The following is a 17066-nucleotide window of genomic DNA, read 5'->3' on the forward strand; positions in this document are numbered from 1 at the left end:
TTGGTCTCACCACCAGCGGCTATGCGCTTGGCGACGGGCTGCGCCGATCCAAGATGACCGAGCACCGGACGGTGACGGTCCGCGGCGTGTCAGAACGCAACGTGACCGCCAATCTCGCCACCTGGTCGGTCGGCTTCTCGCACGAGGGCAGCGATCTGAGCTCGGTCCAGCAGTCGGTCGACGAGCAGGCGCGCGCAGTGCGCCTGTTCTTCCAGCGCGCGGGCTTCCAGCCCGACGAGGTGGCCGATACCGACGTGTCATTCAGCCGCGAGCAGCCGAAGGACAATGACGGTCATCCGGTCGGGCCGCAGAAGCTGGTGGTCAGCCGCTCGATTCAGCTGAGAACGCGCGACGTCTTGCGCGCCCGCGATGCTTACACCCGCCAGGCGGACCTTCTTCGCGCCAACGTCGAGCTGTCCGGAAGCAACATCAGTTACACATTCACCGGGCTCAACGGCCTGAAGCCGGAAATGATCGCCGAGGCGAACCAAAACGCGCGCAAGAGTGCCGAGCAGTTCGCGCACGATAGCGGCGCCGCTGTCGGCAAGATCAAGACCGCGAGTCAGGGCTATTTTTCGGTCGGTGCGCGCGACGGCGAGGATTGCGACAACTGCGGCTCGTCAGGGGGGAGTTCGCCCTTTCAGAAGGTGCGGGTCGTCACCACCATCGACTACGATCTCGGCTGAGCCGCTGGCCGCGCCGGTGCCCGTTGGGGTGCCGGCGCCGTCACGGGACGACGGACGCTGAGCGGGACTTCGCTCATCGCAAGTGCCTCGCGCGCGGCCTTGCCCGTGGCTCCGGTCGGGTCGCCGGCCGCGGCACGGGTCCAGAAGTTGCGCGCTGTCGCTTCCTCGCCGGCCATGCTGGAAACGTGCCCCGCTTCGAACAACACGGTGGGATCGTTTGGTGCGAGCGTCAGCGCGCGGCCGATGGCCAGCTTGGCGGCCGGCACGTCGCCCTCGCGGATCGCCAGCGCCGTGCTGAAGTACCACAGGAAGGCGTCGCCGCTGATCGTCGCCGTCGCCTCGCTGACCTTGGCACGGGCCGTCTTGAGGTCGTTCTGCGCCTCGGCTGCGCGAGCTCGGTCGAGCAGGGCCTCGCCGCGCTGTTCGGCCTGCAGCCCGGTCCCGGCGAGCGCCCGGTCGAGGTCGAGGGCGGCCTTGCCCGGCTGGCCCGCGGCGATCCACAGATTGCCGGCGGCGGCCAGCGCGCGGGCCGTTGCGGGATCGCCGGGCTTGCCCGCCGCGGCAGCTGCCTCGAACTGGAAGGCAGCGTCGGCCGGCCGGCCGGCAGCGTTGGCCTCGAGCGCACGGCATACCGCCGCATCGGCGCTAGCGCCTGCGGGGCAGCGGCTGGCGAGCGCGGGCGCGGCAACAGCGGCGAGCAGGAGAAGGATCATCGGGCGAGCTCCACAAGATCAGCCAGAGCGCGGAGGATGGCGCGGATCTCGCGCGATTCCGACAGGCGATGTCCGCCGCCCTTGACGAGATGGAGCTGGACATCGGCTGAACGAAGCTGGTCCTTCAGCTGTACCGCGACAGAGAAGGGCACCTCCTTGTCCCGATCACCGTGCACAAGCCGCACCGGCCGATCGATCGCGATCTCGCCGTCGAGCAGCTTCAGGCGCTCGCCCGACTGCCAGAAGGGGAGGAAGGTTCGTCCCGGCTCGGGACCGTAGGGATTTGGCCGCTCGAGTCGGCCGATTTCCGCGAGCGCAGCCTTTTCGTCCGCAGTGTAGCCCCAGTCGGTGAAATCCGGTGCGGCCGCAATGCCGAGCAGGCCGCGGAATTGGTCGCCAAGTCGCAGTGCCAGGTGAAGGGCGATCCACCCGCCCATCGACGATCCGGCGAGGATCAGCGGGCCGCCTTCCGCCAGCGCTGACACATCTGCCGCGTCCTGCAGCCAGCCCTCGAGCGTGCCGTCCTCGAACTGCCCGGCAGAAGAGCCCGTCCCGCGATAATCGAAGCGCAGGCAGCCAATCCCCTGCTCGCCGCACCAGCCGTCGATCGCAACCGCCTTTCCGCCTTCCATGTCGGACGCATAGCCCGGCAGGAAGACAAGGGTCGGCGCCTCGGTTGTTGCCGGCAAGCGGTGGCGGACCGCGAGCGGACCGAGGGCCGTGATCGGCGGCTGGTGGGGAGCGTTCATCAAGTAGCCCCTGCCTCATCCGCACCAACCCGGCCAGAGAACGGCGACCAACTATTTCGCTTCGAGACAGTTCGATGACGCTTTTGCGTCATACAAATAACAATGGATTTTCACTATTCTGACCCTAATGAGACTGGTCCCATGAAAAAGCAGCTGCTCGCCGCGGCCGTCATGGTCGCTCTCGCCCTGCCGTCGGCCGCCTCGGCGGCGACGTCGGACTCCCAGGTCTGGACGACCGCCAACCTCACCGTGAAGCTCGCCGACAAGTGGCGGCTGCAAAACGAGCTGGTGCTCCGCTTCAGCGACAATCGCGACGGTCTCTACGAGATCGAGAACAACACGCTGCTCGGCTATAAGCTCAACTCCAACCTGACCTTGTGGGGCGGCTACACCTTCAACCCCCAGTACAGCCACGGCGACCTCACCACCCGCGAGCACCGGTTGCGCGAGCAGCTGACCGCCGACAAGCTGGCGATGATCGGGAACGGCAAGCTCAGCGGACGGCTCCGCACCGAGCAGCGGTGGCGCGAGAACGCGGACGGCACCGGCTGGCGCGTCCGCCCCTATCTGAAATACGCCCTTCCGCTCGGAGCCAAGTCGAAGACCGCGCTCATCCTGACGCACGAGAGCTTCCTCAACCTCAACACCACGCCGTTCCAGAACCGCCGCGATTACCGGATGCGCAACCTAGTCGGCATCTCGACCCCACTCAGCAAGCAGTTCAGCCTCGAGGCGGGCTACATGAATCAGTATACCTTCGTGCATGGCCGCACGGACACCAGCGACAACATCCTGTCGCTGACGCTAGGGGCGTCGCTCTAGCCTTCAGCTTACAAGAACATCATCTTTGCAATTGCCGCGGATTTGCGCTCCCCTGTTCGCCTGACCGGAAGAACAGGGGAGTGACCATGCGCCGAACGTTGCTGGGGTTGGCTGCGGCCGCCGCCATCCTCCATGCCGTACCTGCGGCCGCGCAGACAGCGCGTCCCGACCAGGCCCGCTTTCGCGAGCTTTACCGCGAGCTGGTCGAGACCAACACTACGCTTTCATCGGGCAGCTGCACGCAGGCTGCGCAGCAGATTGCCGCTCGGCTCAAGGCGGCCGGCTATGCGGACAGCCGGATCACCCTGTTCTCGGTGCCCGACCATCCCAAGGAAGGTGGGATCGTCGCCGTGCTGCCCGGCAGCTCGGCCAGCGCCAAGCCGATTCTGCTGCTCGCGCACATCGACGTGGTCGAGGCCAAGCGCGCCGATTGGACCCGCGACCCGTTCAAGTTGGTCGAGGAGAATGGCTATCTCTATGCGCGCGGAACGTCGGACGACAAGGCGATGGCCGCAATCTGGGCCGACGACATGGTCCGCTTCAAGGAGAGCGGCTACCGGCCGAAGCGAACGATCAAGATGGCGCTGACCTGTGGTGAGGAGACCACCTACGCCTTCAATGGCGCGCAGTGGCTGGCGCAGAACCGGCCCGACCTGGTTGCTGCCGAGTTCGCCCTCAACGAAGGTGGCGGGGGCGATACTGACGGGCATGGCAAGCTGCTGGTCCAGCAGATGCAGGTTGGCGAGAAGGCCGTGCAGAACTTCCGGGTCGAGACCCGCAATCCGGGCGGACACAGCTCGCAGCCGGTACCGGACAATGCCATCTACGAGCTTGCCGCCGACCTCGGCCGCCTTGCGGCCTACGATTTTCCGCTTGAGATGAGCGACACCACCCGGACCTTCTTCGCCAGGACCGGCGCCACGCGCGCTGACGCGATCGGCAAGGCGATGGTCGCGCTTGCCGCCAATCCGCAGGACAAGGCGGCCGAGGCGATCGTCAACACCGACAAGGCATATCATTCCATGCTGCGGACGACCTGCGTGGCAACGCTGCTCGAGGGCGGGCACGCCAACAACGCGCTTCCGCAGCGCGCCGCCGCCAACATCAACTGCCGGATCTTCCCCGGACACCGAATCGAGGAGATCCAGGCCAAGCTCGCCGAGGTCATGGCCGACCCGAAGGCCACGCTGACCGCGGTCCCCCCGGTGCGCCCGACCGCCAAGTCGCCGCCCCTTGACGCCAAGGTGATGGGACCGGCCACGACGCTCGCGGCAAAATATTTTCCGGGCGTCCCGGTAATCCCGTCGATGTCGACGGGCGCCACCGACGGCATCTTCCTCGAGGCGATCGGCATTCCCGTCTACGGCGTGCCGGGCCCGTGGGGAGATCCGGACGGCAACGGCGTGCACGGTCTCAACGAGCGGATCGAGGTCCGCTCGCTGATGGTTGGCCGCGATTATCTGACCGATCTTGTCAAGGCCTACGCCGACAAGGTCTGAGCGTGACAGGGCGGCGGGGACCGGCCATCGTCCAGCAATGAGCGATGCCCCGCCGCACCAGCCCGTTTCCCGCGCCTCCACCCTGATCGCGGCCTTCTCGACCATCGTCGAGTGGTACGACTTCACCCTGTACCTCTACTTCGCGACGGTGATCAGCCGCGTCTTCTTCGGGGGCGGCGCGGCATCGCTGGCGACGGCCCTGGCCGGTTTCGCCATCGCCTACCTCATGCGTCCCCTCGGCGCGCTCTACTTCGGCCATGTCGGCGACCGGCAGGGCCGCCGCCATGCCATGCTCCTGTCGGTAGCGCTGATGACCGCTGCCATGCTCGCCATCGCGCTGCTCCCGACCCGCTCGGCAATCGGCCCTCTGGCGGGCTGGCTGATGCTGGCCCTACGCTGCGTGATGGGTTTCGCCGTGGGCGGCGAGTATACCGGCGTGGTCGCCTATCTCCTCGAAGGTTCGCGCCCCGAGCGGCGCGGGCTGATCACGTCGCTGGCGGCGGCGGCGAGCGAGGTGGGTGGGCTGCTCGCGGTCGGCGTCTCGGCTGTCACCGTCGCGCTGCTCGACGCCGCTGCGCTCGACGCGTGGGGCTGGCGCATTCCCTTCCTGGTCGGCGCGGGCCTCGCCGCGAGTGTGTGGGTCGCCCGCTCGGCGATGCATGAGAGCCCCGAGTTCCGACGCCAGCAGGCCGAAGGAACTGTCCCCGACAATCCGCTTCGCCACGCCCTCACGCATCATCGTGCCGGCATCGCCCGCGCTTTCGCCATATCCGCGCTGGGCTCGATCACCTACTATGTCGGTATCACCTATGTTCCCGCCTTCCTGACCACCGTAGGGGCGATGAGCGAGGAGCAGTCGCTGTCCTTGTCGACCATCGCTGCGGTCGCGGTTATCGCAGTCACGCCGCTGGTCGGCTGGCTGTCCGACCGGCACGGCCGTCGTCCCGCGCTGCTCCTGTTGGCGTTGCTTTCGGCAGTCCTCCCGGTGACGCTCTTCACCTTGATGGCCCAAGGGTCGACAGGCGAAGCGCTGGGGGGCGCCGTGCTGCTTGCCGCGGTCGCGGGCGGCGTCAGTGCGGTGGGCGCGGTGGCGACCGCCGAGCAGGTCGGGGGCGAAGGTCGGCTGACCGGGCTGGCACTCGGGGCGACCGGGGCGACCGCCATCTTCGGCGGCCTTACCCCTTGGGCGGCGCAGTGGCTGACGACAGCGACGGGGTGGCCAGCCGTTCCCGGAGCGATGATCGCCCTGGTTGCGCTGTTCGTCCTTCCGGTCCTGTGGCGGACTCGCGAGACCGCCCCTATGAAAAACGCCGCCCTCCCGAGGGAGAGCGGCGCCTTGCTGCCGTGAGTAGCCGGCTCAGTAGCCGTAGCGCCAGCGCCGGTCGCGGTAGCGCCGGTCAAAGTCACGGTAGCGGTAGCCGCGATAGCGGGGGTGGCCGTAGTAGCCGTAAGTGATGTTGTAGCTCGGATAGGAATAGCCGTAGCTATACCCCGGGTAGCTGTATCCATAGCCCGGGTAGCCATAGCCATAGCTGTAGCTCGGGTAGGCGTAGCCGTAGCTCGGGTAGGAATAGCCGTAGCCAGGATAGCCGTAGCCATAACCACCATAGCCGCCGAACGACGTGCCGATGCCGATCGACACATAACCGCGGGCGTTCGCAGGGGCAGCGGCAAGGGTCATCGCGCCAAGCGCAGCAGCCGCCAAAATCATCGGTTTGAACATGATGCTTCTCCATCCGCGCTGCTGGCAGTAAACGCGCCAGCAACGCCCAATTCGACTCAACCCGCTGAATTTGCTGGACGTTTCGTTAACCTGAGGCAACAAGATCAAGCGTTGCTTACGAGCGACGAGCTGCCCCGGGAACGTTCGCGTGTCAGGCTCGCTTCTTGCCCTGAAGGAACAGTGGGAGAGACTGGTCATGCGTTCGATTTTCTTGTGGCTGATCGGGATTCCGATCCCTCTGATCCTCCTCCTGGCGCTCTGCACGCACCACTTCTAGGCCTTCCCGATCGCTCGGCTCGCCGCTTCCTCGATCGGAGCGGGAACGGCGCTCCCGGGCTCCCGTTGAGTGGCCGACCAGCGACGGGAGAGGACCATGCAGTGTCGGCATTTCGGAAACAGCGAGCTGCGCGTCTCAGTCATCAGCCTGGGCAGCTGGCTGACCTACGGCGGCGGCGTCGAGGCGGAGCAGGCGCGGGCCTGTGTCGATGCAGCCTTCGACCACCAGATCAACTTTATCGATACCGCGAACGTCTATGGCCGCGGCGCCGCCGAACGCTTCCTCGGCGAAGCGCTGAAAGGCCGCTCACGCGACTCCTATGTGCTGGCGACCAAGCTCTACTTTCCGATGAGCGACAGCGACCGCGGTCTGTCGCGCCAGCAGATCGAGAAGCAGCTCGATGCCTCGTTGGAGCGGCTACAGACCGACGTTATCGACCTCTACCAGTGTCATCGCTTCGACGAGGCGACTCCGCTGGAGGAAACGATGGAGGCGCTGACGCGCGCGGTCGAGAGCGGGAAAGTCCGTTATCTCGGCTTCTCCGAATGGCCCGCCGACAAGATCGAGGCTGCGCTCGCCATGACCGGGGTCGCCCGCTTCGTCTCAAGCCAACCGCAGTACAGCCTCCTGTGGCGCAAGCCCGAGGAGCAGATCATCCCGCTCTGCGCCGCCAATGGCGTCTCGCAGATTGTCTGGTCGCCGCTCGCCCAGGGCGTGCTGACCGGTAAATATGATCCTGACCAGCCGCCGCCGCGCGACAGCCGCGCGGCAAGCAACGAGATGAGCGGCTGGATGGACTGGCTGATGGAGCGGCCGACGCTCGAAGCGGTACAGCAGCTCAAGCCGCTCGCGGCCGAGGCGGGGCTCAGCTTGGCCCAGTTTGCGCTGGCCTGGGTGCTGCGCGAACCGAACGTCGCCAGTGCGATCGTCGGCGCCTCGCGCCCTAGGCAGGTCGTTGACAATGCCGCCGCTGCGGACGCGCGGGTCGATCCCGAGCTGTTCGCGAAGGCCGAGGCCATCACCGCGCGGGCCGGCCAGCACGAGCCGGCCTAGGAGGACGGCGGCTCGAAGATCGCCTCGATCGGCAGGTCGAACAGCCGGGCTATGCGGAAGGCGAGCGGCAGCGACGGGTCGTACCGGCCGGTCTCGATTGCGTTCACCGACTGACGGCTGACCTCCAGCTGCACGGCGAGATCCTGCTGGCTCCACTCGCGCTCGGCGCGGAGAACCCGGAGACGGTTCTTCATGCCCGCTCGTTGCGGCGGCGGGCGGCGAACAGCTCTATGCAGCCGAACAGGCCCTGCATTGCCACCCAGAGGATCGGCACCCAGTATGCCTCGACCAGCGGCATCAGGCCGGATGGCTGCAGGAATCCCCACAGCACGGCGGCGCCCATGGTCGCATTGGTCGCAATTGCGATTCGGCGAAAGGTCAGTCCCTGCTGATATTCGTCACGCTCGTCGGAGAGATAGCGTCCCCAGCTCGCGAAGAGGCCGAGCACCGGCATCGCAGCGACGAGTGCCATGACGAAAGTCGCGAGATCGCTGACGTGTCGATGAGCCCGGATCCAGATCAGCGGCGGCAGGACCAGCCCGTAGGCGAGAAGGAGCCACAGCGTTCGCCGGATGTGCGTACGCTGCGCCGGGGTATGATCACTCTCCTTGGCGGCGACAATCTGACAAGCTCCTTTGCCTTTATGATAAGCGGCCTTTACTTAGTTATTTTGTATATTGTCGAGCAACCTTGACCCGATCCCTTCTTCGCTGTCGGTTGAGGCGAAGGCCGCGCGTCGCTACATGGCGATCATCATGACGAAGATGTTCAAGATCGCGCTTCCCGACGGCTCCGTGCGGGAGATGCCGGAAGGATCGACCCCCGCGGACGTGGCGGCGGCGATCGGGCCCGGATTGGCCAAGGCGGCGATCGCCGCCCGGGTCGACGGCGAGCTGCGCGACATCACCCGCCCGTTTGAGGGCGATTCGAGCCTCGCGCTGGTCACCGGCCGTGACGAGAAGGACGCGCTCGAGCTGTTCCGCCACGACTATGCGCACATACTCGCCGAGGCCGTGCAGAACCTCTTTCCCGGCACGCAGATCACCTTCGGGCCGGCGACGGACGACGGCTTCTATTACGATTTCGCCCCGGCTCCCGGGCGTGGCCCGTTCACCGAGGAGGATCTGCCCGGGATCGAGGAGGAAATGCGTCGCGTCATTGCTCGCGACGAACCGCTCGTCCGCGAGGTCTGGCAGCGCGAGGACGTCCGCGACTTCTTCCAGCGCAGCGGCGAGCGGTTCAAGGCCGAGTGGGTCATGGAGCTGCCCGAGGGCGAGCCTATCACCATGTACCGCTCAGGTCGCGGCGATGGCGCCTGGATGGACCTGTGCCGCGGCCCGCACCTCGCCTCGACCGGCAAGCTCGACCCGCAGGCGTTCAAGCTGACCCGCGTATCGGGCGCCTACTGGCGCGGCGACCCGGCCAACCCGATGCTCAGCCGCATCTATGGGACAGCCTGGCTCAACAAGAAGCAGCTCGACGCCTACCTCGTCCGGCTGGAGGAAGCGGCCAAGCGCGACCACCGCAAGATCGGTCGCGAGATGGACCTGTTCCACCTCCAGGAGGAGGCGCACGGCAGCGTCTTCTGGCATCCTAAGGGGTTCCTGCTTTGGCGGCAACTTGAAGCCTACATGCGCCGCCGGCTCGATGCTGCCGGCTACGAAGAGGTCAAGACGCCACAGTTGATGGACGCGCGCCAATGGGAGCGCTCGGGACATTGGGGCAAGTATCGCGAGAACATGTTCGTCGTTCCGGACGAGATTCCCTCGACCGAGGACGAAGGCCCGATCTTCAGCGGCGCGGCCGACCTGATGGCGCTGAAGCCGATGAACTGCCCCGCGCATGTGCTCATCTTCAAGCAGGGGATCACCAGCTACCGCGAACTGCCGATCCGCATGGCCGAGTTCGGCTGCTGCCACCGCAACGAGCCGCACGGGGCGCTGCATGGCATTATGCGCGTCCGCCAGTTCACGCAGGACGATGCACATATCTTCGTCCGCGAGGACCAGCTCATCGACGAGGTGCGCCGCTTCTGTGATCTGCTCGACACGGTCTACAAGGACCTCGGCTTCGAGAACTATGCGGTGAAGCTCGCACTGCGTCCCGACAAGCGATTCGGCACCGACGAGATGTGGGACAAGGCCGAGGACGAGCTGCGACAGGCGGTTATCGCCAGCGGCCGCGCGACCGAGGCATTCGGCTGGGAAGAGCTCCCGGGTGAAGGCGCCTTCTATGCGCCCAAGCTGGAGTTCCACCTGACCGACGCGATCGGTCGCACCTGGCAGGTCGGAACGATCCAGTCGGACCGAGTGCTGCCCGAGCGGCTCGACGCGAGTTACATCGGCGAGGACGGGGAGAAGCACCGGCCGGTCATGCTCCACCGTGCCATTCTCGGCACGTTCGAACGTTTCATCGGGATCTTGATTGAGCATCACGCCGGCAAGTTCCCGCTCTGGCTCGCGCCCGTGCAGGCGGTGGTCGCCACGATTGTCAGCGACGCCGATGGCTACGCGCAGGATGTCGCTGACCGGCTGCGCGCGATGGGGCTGCGGGTCGACACCGATATTCGCAACGAGAAGATCAACTACAAGGTGAGGGAGCACAGCCTCGCCAAGGTCCCGCTGCTGCTGGTGGTCGGCAAGCGCGAGGCTGAGGAGGGCACCGTCGCTGTCCGCCGTCTCGGCAGCGAGGAACGGCAGCTTGTCATGAGTCTCGATGAGGTCGGCGCCCTCATGGCCGCCGAGGCAACTCCGCCGGACCTTGTCCGAAGCTAGGCAGGCGCTCGAGCAGCGCTGGCTCGAGCTCACCCGCACGCTGCTGCCGGGGATCGCACGCGAACGCGGCTGGCCGGTCAATCTCGATCATTGCTTCCAGCGGATCCTGCTCGACCATGCCTGCGGGAGCTGCTGGTACGAGGCGATCGCCGGGCGGCCGGCTTACCGCAAGGCCAGCGACGAGCAGCTCGCGGCGGCGGTCGACGCCGGGGAACAGGTGCTGTCGGGGACACTCGACCTCAAGCGGCTCAACCGGGAGTCGCTGCGTCACCGAGGCAAGCGGGGCCGCTAATCCTCCTCGGCGATCCGCACCGTCAATCCTTCTAGCGCGGGTTCAACCGTGATCTGGCACGATAATCGGCTGTTCTCGTCACGGTCACCGCTGCTGTCGAGCAGGTCGTCCTCGTCTCGGCTCATCGTCGGCAGCGAGCCCGCGAAGGCCGGGTCGACATGGACGTGGCAGGTCGCACAGCTGCAGCAGCCGCCGCATAGCGCCAACAGTTCGTCGAAACCGTTGTCGCGGATGCTCTCCATCAGCGTCTGCCCGTCAACCGCGGCGATGATTCGCTCAGTGCCGTCGCGGGTGACGACCGTGATCTGGGTCATGGATTTCCTCTCGGGGTAACCCGACCCGGCTAGGAACAGCGGGGCCGCGGGTCAACGCCCGCGCACGCCTTTCAGCCAACCCGTCCGAGCTCGGCCTCAAGCGCCTTCAGCCGGTCCCGCGCCTCGCCCAGCTCGATCGCGCGACGGACAACCCGCTCGTCGAGCGTCGCGTTGTCCGCGGCAAGCTGGCGTACCCGCGTCGAACGCTCGAGCAGGCGGGCAATGCGTGCGGTGAGCACTTCGAAGTGGAAAGGCTTGACCACCACGTCGTCGGCGCCGGCGGCGAGCGCGCGGACGACACCGTCCGCCTCCGATCGACCGGAGATGAGGATGACTGGGAGGTCGCGCCAGGCAAGCTCGCGTCGCACGACCCGGGTCAGCTCCGTCCCGCTCATTAGCGGAAGGGCAAGGTCGGCGATGAGCAGATCCACCGGAACCCGCTGCAGCTCGCCTAGTGCGGTTGTAGCGGTCTCAGCGACCATCACGCGATATCCCTCGGCACCGAGGCGCCGTGCGAGCACCGCCAGATTGTTGCGGCTGGAGTCGACGATCAGGATCCGCGGCGCCGCCGCAGAATACACGGGCTGGTCCATGCGGACGATCTAAACGGAAATGGTAAACGCCTTCTTAAGGAGCTCCGCGGATCAAGCGTCCAGCTCGACGTCCCAATATAGATAATCGCGCCAGCTCTGGTGCAGATAGTTGGGCGGGAAGGCGCGGCCATGTTCCTGCAGTTCCCAGTGGGTCGGCCGGTCAGGCCAGCGCACAATGTGCATCTGCGCCTGCGCGGGAGTGCGGCCTCCCTTCTTGAGATTGCACGGGGCGCAGGCGGTCGCGACATTCTCCCAGCTGGTCCGGCCACCCTGGGCACGTGGGATGACATGGTCGAAGGTCAGCTCCTTGTGCGAGCCGCAGTAGACGCAGCGGAAGCGGTCGCGAAGGAACAGGTTGAAGCGGGTGAACGCCGGATATTCGCTCGGCCGGACAAACTGGCGGAGCGCGATGACGCTTGGGAGTTTGAGCGAACAGGTCGGCGAGTGGACCTCGCGGTCGTACAGCGCGACCACGTCGACCCGCTCGAGGAACATCGCCTTGACCGCCGTTTGCCATGGCCAGAGGCTCAGCGGATAATAGGAGAGCGGGGTATAGTCGGCGTTGAGCACCAATGCCGGGCAGCTGTCGGGATGGCGGATGATGTCGGGATGGTACACGCGACCTCTTTCGTTCGGATCGAACCGAACAAAAGCGCTCCCCGGCCCCGTCGCACGCAAGGAGGAGAGGACCATTGTCGGCCCACTTCCCTTGTGACGCACCGGATGCCACGCCGGTGTGACAGGATGAGAATCGATTGATTACGATGATGGGTCAAGTGATTTCGCGGTGACGACCACAAGATTTGCCCCTTCCCCGACTGGGCACCTCCACATCGGCCACGCCTACAGCGCGATCGTCGGCCGGAGCTACGGCGATCGTTGGCGGCTGCGCATCGAAGATCTCGATACCGGTCGATCGCGGCCCGAGTTCGTCGGGGAAATCCACGCCGACTTGCAATGGCTCGGACTGGAGTGGGACGGGGCAGTGCTGGTTCAGTCCGAGCGGAGCGCCGCGTACGCCTCGGTGCTCGACAATCTTCGCGCCGATGGGCTGGCCTATCCCTGTTACTGTACCCGGGCCGATATCGCCGCAGCGCTCCAAGCGCCGCACGGGGATGCTCGGGCCCGCTATCCCGGGACGTGCCGAACTCTGCCCGACGATCCGGAACGCCGCGCCACGCGGCCGCATAGCTGGCGGCTTGATGCGGAGAAGGCGCTGGAGCGGAACGGGCTGCCGAGCTGGCTCGAGTTGGACGGCAATCGCTTTGCGACCGGGTGCGCCGACTTCGACGACGTGATTCTCGCCCGCAAGGACGCGCCCGCCGCCTATCATCTCGCCTGCGTGATCGACGATGCGACAAGCGGCGTCGACCTGGTCGTCCGCGGCGAAGATCTCAGGTCCTCGACACCGGTCCAGCGCCTGCTGCAGCTGTCGCTTGGACTGCCCGAGCCGCGCTACCTCCACCATCCGCTGGTGCTTCATGCCGACGGGCGACGGCTCGCGAAGCGCGACAAGGCGCCCACGCTGGCGGCGATGCGCGCTGATGGGATCGACGGTCACGCTCTTGCCGCTCAGCTGCGCAAGGGCCGGTTGCCCGCTGGATTCAGGCTAGGAAACGCCTAAATAGGAAACATGTCGATCCTCCTCATCATCCTGCTCGTCGCGGCCATCGGCGCGACCGCCTACGTCCTGGTCCGCGGGGTGCTGGCGATGGCCTCGGGCAAGGACCTGACCGGGGAACAGCAGCAGCAATGGATGCGCAAGCGCGTTCTGTTTCAAGGCATTGCGATCGTCCTGATAATCCTCATCCTGACCCTCGTCAGCTCTCGGGGCTGAGCCGCTGGTCAAGCTCAACCGGATCTACACGCGGACGGGTGATGCCGGCTCGGCCGGGCTGGTCGACGGCTCGCGTGTCAGCAAGGCGTGCCTGCGCATGGCTGCGATCGGCGAGGTTGACGAGGCGAACTGTGCAATAGGGGTCGCGCGGGCCCTTGCCCAAGGCGACACAGAGCGGGCGCTCGGCCGAATCCAGAACGAGCTGTTCGATCTCGGCGCCGACCTGGCGACGCCGGGAGAGATGGAGGGTGCGCTGCGCATGGTCGCGCCGCAGGTCGAGCGGCTTGAGCGCGAGATTGACGCGATGAACGAGACGCTTGCGCCGCTCAGCAGCTTCATCCTGCCTGGCGGCTCGCCTGTCGTTGCCGCGCTCCATCTCGCCCGAGCCGTCGCGCGTCGAGCGGAGCGGGCAGCTGTCGCGCTGCACGAGAGCGCGCCGCTGAACCCGCTTGCGCTGGCCTATCTCAATCGCCTGTCCGACTGGCTCTTCGTCGCCGCTCGCCACGTGGCGGCGCAAGGCGGCGGCGACGTGCTGTGGGAGCCTGGCGCGACTCGCTGAGCGCGGGAGCCTTTCCGCCGCATCGTCGTTCAGGTTTCGTAACGAGACGGGAGGCTGCTTGTGGCCCTGACGGCGATCGCCCTTAATTGCACGCTGAAGAAGAGCGGCGGTGAGAAGAGTTCGACGGATCGAATGATCGAGCTGATCGCCGGTGAGCTGAAGAAGCACGACGTCACGCTGAGCGAGACGATCCGCCTCGCCGACCATGACGTTTTCCCCGGCGTCCAGAGCGACGAAGGCCCCGGCGACGCTTGGCCCGAGCTTCGCCGCCGGATCCTTGATGCCGACGTTCTGATCCTCGGCACCCCGGTCTGGATGGGGCAGATGTCGAGCATCGCCAAGCGGGTACTCGAGCGGATGGACGCCTTTCTTAGTGAGACCGACGAGCAGGGCCGAACCCCCGCCTACGGCAAGGTCGCCGTCTGCGCCGTCGTCGGCAACGAGGACGGCGCCCACCACATCAGCGCGACCGTGTTCCAGGCCTTGAATGACGTGGGCTGGACCGTTCCGGCGGCGGCCGCCTGCTACTGGGTCGGCGAGGCGATGGGCTCGACCGACTTCATCGACCTGCCGCAGGTTCCGGAAAAGGTGCAGCAGACCGCGACCATGCTGGCGTCGAACACCGCGCACCTCGCCCAATTGCTGGCGACGGCCTATCCGGGCGTGAAGCAGGGCTGATGGCGCTCGCCGACCCGCCGCCGGAGCTCGGCCGCCGGCTGTTGGCCACGCGGCGGCTGACGCTCGACCTCGCGGCACCGCTCAGCGACGCCGATGCGACGATCCAGCCGATGCCCGACGCCTCTCCGGCCAAGTGGCACCTCGCGCATACGACATGGTTCTTCGAGACCTTCATTCTGCGGGACCATGCGCCGGGCTATCGGCCGTTTGACGAGCGCTTTCCCTTCCTCTTCAACAGCTATTACGAGGGCGAAGGTGAGCGGCACGCCCGCCCGCGCCGGGGCATGTTGAGCCGTCCCAGCCTCGACGAAGTCCGCACCTATCGGATCCATGTCGATGAGGTGCTCGAGCGGGTTCTGCCAGCGCTTTCGCCCGAGCTGCTCGACCTCGTCGAGCTCGGCATCCACCACGAGCAGCAGCATCAGGAGCTGTTCCTCACAGACATTCTCGCCACCTTCGCCGCCAACCCGCTCGAGCCGGCATACGGCAGGTTTGAACCCGCTGCCCACGCCAGCACGGACGCGCTCCAATGGACGGAGGGGCGCCACGGCCTGGTCGAGATCGGTGCCCCTGCGGCCGGCTTCGCCTTCGATTCGGAGCGCCCGCGTCACCAGGCGCTGCTCCATCCCAATGCGATCGCCGACCGGCCCGTCAACAACCGGGAGTGGCAGGAGTTCGTCGCCGACGGCGGCTATTCCACCGCGACCCTGTGGCTGAGCGAGGGCTGGGACTGGGTCCGCAGCGAACGAATCGTCGCCCCGCTTTATTGGGACGCAGAAGGGACCGCCTTCACCCTCGCCGGGCGCCGCCCGCTCGACCCCGCCGCGCCCGTCGCCCACATCAGCTACTACGAGGCCGAGGCCTTCGCCCGCTGGGCCGGCGCCCGCCTCCCGACCGAGACCGAGTGGGAGAGCTTCGCCGCCACCGCCGACCCCGCCGCCGGCAACCAGCTCGACCGGGCCGGACCGGTCACGCCCTCGTCGGGGCCGGGCCCGTTCGGCGATGTCTGGCAATGGACCGGCTCGGCCTTCCTCCCTTACCCCGGCTTCGCGCCCGCCGAGGGCACGGTCGGCGAGTACAACGGCAAGTTCATGTGCGGCCAGTTCGTGCTGAAGGGCGCCAGCTGCGCCACCCCGCGCGGGCACAGCCGCGCCTCCTACCGCAATTTCTTCCCACCCAGCGCGCGCTGGCAGTTCACCGGAGTCCGCCTTGCTCGCGATTCTTGACCAGGCCTTCGCCGCCGATGTCCTCGCCGGCCTCAAGGCGCCGATTCCGGCCATTCCCGCCCGCTGGTTCTACGACAAGCGCGGGTCGGAGCTGTTCGACGACATCACCCGCCTTCCCTCCTACTATCCCAGCCGGACCGAAACGGCGGTGCTCGAGGCGATCATGCCCGAGGTCGCCGCCCTTGCCGGGCCCGGGCGAGCGGTAGTCGAGTGGGGCGCCGGCTCCCTGACCAAGACTCCGATCCTCCTCGAGGCGATCGATCCCGCCGTCTATGTCCCGATCGACATCAGCGGCACCTACCTCCGCCAGAGCGCACGCGACCTGCGTGACAAGCTGCCGTGGCTCGACATCATTCCGGTGGAGGCTGATTTCGCCCGCCATGTCGAACTGCCGGGCGCCATCGCCGCGCTTCCCAAGCTCGGTTTTTTCCCCGGGTCGACCATCGGCAATTTCGTGCCGGGAAGCGCGACCGACCTCTTGCGCTCGTTCCGCGCCGAACTCGGCACCGGCGCGCTGCTGCTGATCGGGATGGACCGGGTCAAGCCGGTCGAGCGGCTGGTCGCAGCCTACGACGATCCGGAAGGGGTCACGGCCGCCTTCAACCTCAACCTGCTGGAGCGGATCAACCGCGAGCTCGACGGCACGGTCCGTCTCGCCGACTGGCGCCACGAAGCGCGCTGGAACGACATATTGTCGCGGATCGAGATGCACCTGGTCTCCGTGCGCGACACCAGCTTCGAGGTGCTGGGCGACCGGTTCGCCTTCCGGGCCGGTCAGAGCATCCATACCGAGAACAGCCACAAATATGGTCCTCGCGGTGCCCGCGTGCAGCTGCTGACCGGCGGCTGGACCCCGCTCAAGGAGTGGACCGACCCCGCCGGCGACTTCGCGGTCATGCTCGCCCGCGCCGAAGCGGAGCGATCAGCCCCCTAGGACGATTGCCGGATTCCCGCGGTCCCGCTAAGTCGCGGCCATGCTGCTCGCCCTTCTCGACATTCTCGATATGCTGCTGCGGATCGTCACCTGGATCATCATCGGCCAGGTCATCCTCAGTTGGCTGCTCGCCTTCCGAGTGATCAACCCGTCGAGCGACGGGGTGCGGCGATTCATCTACGCGCTCGAGAAGATGACCGAGCCGATCTACCGGCCGATCCGCCGGATCCTGCCCGACTTCGGCGGGATCGACTTCTCGCCGATGGTGGTCCTGATCCTCGTCGCCATCCTTCGTCGACTGCTGGCGGGCGTGGCGGCGGACGTGGCGGTCTAGTCG

At 66.7% G+C, this 17066-nt stretch carries 22 protein-coding genes; 14 read left to right on the forward strand and 8 right to left on the reverse strand.

Annotation, left to right across the window (positions count from 1 at the left end; translation table 11 throughout):
• The first annotated feature begins 53 nt into the window (after nucleotides 1-53).
• On the forward strand, nucleotides 54-686 hold the full coding sequence (locus tag HMF7854_RS01560; protein ID WP_239016789.1) for an SIMPL domain-containing protein: 633 nt from the start codon (nucleotides 54-56) through the stop codon (nucleotides 684-686).
• On the opposite strand, the gene HMF7854_RS01565 is transcribed toward HMF7854_RS01560, so the two are convergent.
• Nucleotides 671-1399, reverse strand: a complete 729-nt coding sequence (locus HMF7854_RS01565) for a hypothetical protein (RefSeq protein WP_126717499.1) — start codon at nucleotides 1397-1399, stop codon at nucleotides 671-673. The two genes, HMF7854_RS01560 and HMF7854_RS01565, sit on opposite strands and share 16 nt — an antisense overlap.
• Nucleotides 1396-2148 (reverse strand): alpha/beta hydrolase, encoded by a 753-nt coding sequence (locus HMF7854_RS01570; protein ID WP_126717500.1) that lies wholly within the window; start codon nucleotides 2146-2148, stop codon nucleotides 1396-1398. The genes HMF7854_RS01565 and HMF7854_RS01570 overlap by 4 nt, the downstream gene beginning before the upstream one ends.
• 141 nt (nucleotides 2149-2289) lie before the next feature.
• Between HMF7854_RS01570 and HMF7854_RS01575 the strand changes: the two genes are divergently transcribed.
• The 3 genes from HMF7854_RS01575 to HMF7854_RS01585 all read left to right on the forward strand — a co-directional run bounded on the left by HMF7854_RS01575 (nucleotide 2290) and on the right by HMF7854_RS01585 (nucleotide 5817).
• Nucleotides 2290-2970 carry a DUF2490 domain-containing protein gene (locus HMF7854_RS01575; protein WP_126717501.1) on the forward strand — a complete coding sequence of 227 codons (681 nt, stop codon included), beginning with the start codon at nucleotides 2290-2292 and terminating at the stop codon, nucleotides 2968-2970.
• Nucleotides 2971-3056: 86 nt separating this feature from the next.
• Complete coding sequence (locus HMF7854_RS01580; RefSeq protein WP_126717502.1) at nucleotides 3057-4469, forward strand: M20/M25/M40 family metallo-hydrolase; 1413 nt, start codon at nucleotides 3057-3059, stop codon at nucleotides 4467-4469.
• A 37-nt stretch (nucleotides 4470-4506) separates the two neighbouring features.
• Nucleotides 4507-5817: an MFS transporter gene (locus HMF7854_RS01585; protein WP_126717503.1), complete on the forward strand. Its 1311-nt coding sequence runs from the start codon at nucleotides 4507-4509 to the stop codon at nucleotides 5815-5817.
• 9 nt (nucleotides 5818-5826) lie between these two features.
• Here the strand turns inward: HMF7854_RS01585 and HMF7854_RS01590 are convergent, their stop codons facing one another.
• Nucleotides 5827-6192 (reverse strand): hypothetical protein, encoded by a 366-nt coding sequence (locus HMF7854_RS01590; RefSeq protein WP_221766400.1) that lies wholly within the window; start codon nucleotides 6190-6192, stop codon nucleotides 5827-5829.
• Nucleotides 6193-6565: 373 nt separating this feature from the next.
• Here HMF7854_RS01590 and HMF7854_RS01595 point away from each other — a divergent pair, with 373 nt between their 5' ends.
• Entirely contained in the window at nucleotides 6566-7522 is a 957-nt protein-coding gene (locus HMF7854_RS01595) for an aldo/keto reductase family protein (protein WP_126717504.1), read from the forward strand.
• Here the strand turns inward: HMF7854_RS01595 and HMF7854_RS01600 are convergent.
• Nucleotides 7519-7716 (reverse strand): helix-turn-helix transcriptional regulator, encoded by a 198-nt coding sequence (locus tag HMF7854_RS01600; protein ID WP_126717505.1) that lies wholly within the window; start codon nucleotides 7714-7716, stop codon nucleotides 7519-7521. The two genes, HMF7854_RS01595 and HMF7854_RS01600, sit on opposite strands and share 4 nt — an antisense overlap.
• Nucleotides 7713-7994, reverse strand: a complete 282-nt coding sequence (locus HMF7854_RS01605) for a hypothetical protein (protein ID WP_126717506.1) — start codon at nucleotides 7992-7994, stop codon at nucleotides 7713-7715. Before HMF7854_RS01605 ends, HMF7854_RS01600 begins: the two co-directional genes overlap by 4 nt.
• Nucleotides 7995-8277: 283 nt before the next feature.
• Between HMF7854_RS01605 and thrS the strand changes: the two genes are divergently transcribed.
• Both thrS and HMF7854_RS01615 read left to right on the forward strand, forming a co-directional pair.
• Entirely contained in the window at nucleotides 8278-10296 is a 2019-nt protein-coding gene (gene thrS, locus HMF7854_RS01610) for a threonine--tRNA ligase (protein WP_126719999.1), read from the forward strand.
• The gene (locus HMF7854_RS01615; protein ID WP_221766401.1) at nucleotides 10283-10588 is read left to right on the forward strand and encodes a GCN5-related N-acetyltransferase; all 306 of its coding nucleotides are present in this window, start codon (nucleotides 10283-10285) and stop codon (nucleotides 10586-10588) included. The genes thrS and HMF7854_RS01615 overlap by 14 nt, the downstream gene beginning before the upstream one ends.
• On the opposite strand, the gene HMF7854_RS01620 is transcribed toward HMF7854_RS01615, so the two are convergent.
• From HMF7854_RS01620 to HMF7854_RS01630, 3 genes are all read right to left on the reverse strand, one after another.
• On the reverse strand, nucleotides 10585-10902 hold the full coding sequence (locus HMF7854_RS01620) for a 2Fe-2S iron-sulfur cluster-binding protein (RefSeq protein WP_126717508.1): 318 nt from the start codon (nucleotides 10900-10902) through the stop codon (nucleotides 10585-10587). The two genes, HMF7854_RS01615 and HMF7854_RS01620, sit on opposite strands and share 4 nt — an antisense overlap.
• Nucleotides 10903-10973: 71 nt before the next feature.
• Nucleotides 10974-11495, reverse strand: coding sequence for a response regulator transcription factor (locus tag HMF7854_RS01625; protein WP_126717509.1), 522 nt, complete (start codon nucleotides 11493-11495; stop codon nucleotides 10974-10976).
• A gap of 51 nt (nucleotides 11496-11546) precedes the next feature.
• Nucleotides 11547-12113 carry an HNH endonuclease gene (locus tag HMF7854_RS01630; protein WP_126717510.1) on the reverse strand — a complete coding sequence of 189 codons (567 nt, stop codon included), beginning with the start codon at nucleotides 12111-12113 and terminating at the stop codon, nucleotides 11547-11549.
• Nucleotides 12114-12282: 169 nt separating this feature from the next.
• Between HMF7854_RS01630 and gluQRS the strand changes: the two genes are divergently transcribed.
• Genes gluQRS through HMF7854_RS01665 form a run of 7 tightly spaced genes read left to right on the forward strand, consistent with a single transcriptional unit; the run spans nucleotide 12283 to nucleotide 17063 of the window.
• Nucleotides 12283-13119, forward strand: a complete 837-nt coding sequence (gene gluQRS / locus HMF7854_RS01635; protein WP_185829116.1) for a tRNA glutamyl-Q(34) synthetase GluQRS — start codon at nucleotides 12283-12285, stop codon at nucleotides 13117-13119.
• Nucleotides 13120-13128: 9 nt separating this feature from the next.
• Nucleotides 13129-13332, forward strand: a complete 204-nt coding sequence (locus HMF7854_RS01640) for an HIG1 domain-containing protein (protein WP_126717512.1) — start codon at nucleotides 13129-13131, stop codon at nucleotides 13330-13332.
• 4 nt (nucleotides 13333-13336) lie between these two features.
• Nucleotides 13337-13891, forward strand: a complete 555-nt coding sequence (locus tag HMF7854_RS01645; protein ID WP_126717513.1) for a cob(I)yrinic acid a,c-diamide adenosyltransferase — start codon at nucleotides 13337-13339, stop codon at nucleotides 13889-13891.
• 60 nt (nucleotides 13892-13951) lie between these two features.
• Nucleotides 13952-14569 carry a flavodoxin family protein gene (locus HMF7854_RS01650; RefSeq protein WP_126717514.1) on the forward strand — a complete coding sequence of 206 codons (618 nt, stop codon included), beginning with the start codon at nucleotides 13952-13954 and terminating at the stop codon, nucleotides 14567-14569.
• Complete coding sequence (gene egtB, locus HMF7854_RS01655; RefSeq protein ID WP_126717515.1) at nucleotides 14569-15795, forward strand: ergothioneine biosynthesis protein EgtB; 1227 nt, start codon at nucleotides 14569-14571, stop codon at nucleotides 15793-15795. The genes HMF7854_RS01650 and egtB overlap by 1 nt, the downstream gene beginning before the upstream one ends.
• Nucleotides 15779-16729 carry an L-histidine N(alpha)-methyltransferase gene (gene egtD / locus HMF7854_RS01660; protein ID WP_126717516.1) on the forward strand — a complete coding sequence of 317 codons (951 nt, stop codon included), beginning with the start codon at nucleotides 15779-15781 and terminating at the stop codon, nucleotides 16727-16729. The genes egtB and egtD overlap by 17 nt, the downstream gene beginning before the upstream one ends.
• A gap of 40 nt (nucleotides 16730-16769) precedes the next feature.
• Entirely contained in the window at nucleotides 16770-17063 is a 294-nt protein-coding gene (locus HMF7854_RS01665) for a YggT family protein (protein ID WP_126717517.1), read from the forward strand.
• Nucleotides 17064-17066: the final 3 nt, after the last annotated feature.

It is taken from the genome of Sphingomonas ginkgonis, assembly GCF_003970925.1.
GTDB lineage: Bacteria > Pseudomonadota > Alphaproteobacteria > Sphingomonadales > Sphingomonadaceae > Sphingomicrobium > Sphingomicrobium ginkgonis.